Source organism: Streptomyces sp. T39 (assembly GCF_008042045.1).
In the GTDB taxonomy this organism is placed as follows: Bacteria; Actinomycetota; Actinomycetes; order Streptomycetales; family Streptomycetaceae; genus Streptomyces.
In genome coordinates this window covers 1-655 of record NZ_RDBP01000081.1, presented here as the reverse complement: position 1 = coordinate 655, position 655 = coordinate 1, and the positions used below count along the sequence as shown (strand labels likewise).

Genomic DNA, 655 nt, shown 5'->3' with positions numbered 1-655 from the left:
ACCCGCACTTCTGGACCGACCCCGACCGGGTGCGGGCCGCCACCGGCCTGATCGCCGCGCAGGTGATCGAGCACGTCGACGGGGTGGACGCGGCCGCCGTACGCGCCAACACCGCCCGCTACGACCGCCAACTCGCCGACCTCACCGCCTGGATGGAGACCTCGTTCGAGCGGATCCCCGAGGACCGGCGCGCCCTGGTCACCAACCACCATGTCTTCGGCTACCTCGCCGACCGCTTCGGCTTCCGGGTGATCGGCGCGGTCGTCCCGAGCGGCACCACCCTGGCCTCGCCGAGCTCGGTGCGCAGCACCTCGGCCAGCCGCGCCGGCCGGGACGAGTCGGCGAAGACGGTGCGCACACCGGCCTCGCGCATGGCCTCGGTGAGCGAGCGCAGGTCGGACGAGCTCGGCGACGGGGTCCGCGTCGTCGCACTCCACTCGGAGTCGCTGACCGCCCGGGGCGGCGGAGCCGCGACCTACCTCCAGATGATGCGGACCAACACCACCGCCATGACCGACGGCCTGACGGCCGCCCCCTGAGACCTGGCCGCCGCCCCCTGGGACACGGGGCACACCGCCCACCACGGGCCCGTGCGACCCCGCACACCTCCCGCCACACCTCATGCATGCCGCGAACCCGCGGCCGAGAAAGGAAC

Annotated in this window: 1 protein-coding gene; it reads left to right on the top strand. The window is 73.9% G+C overall.

Annotated elements, in window-relative coordinates:
* A partial coding sequence (locus EAO77_RS35335; protein WP_147992418.1) for a metal ABC transporter substrate-binding protein occupies positions 1-539 on the top strand: 539 nt, incomplete at its 5' end.
* Positions 540-655 lie beyond the last annotated feature (116 nt).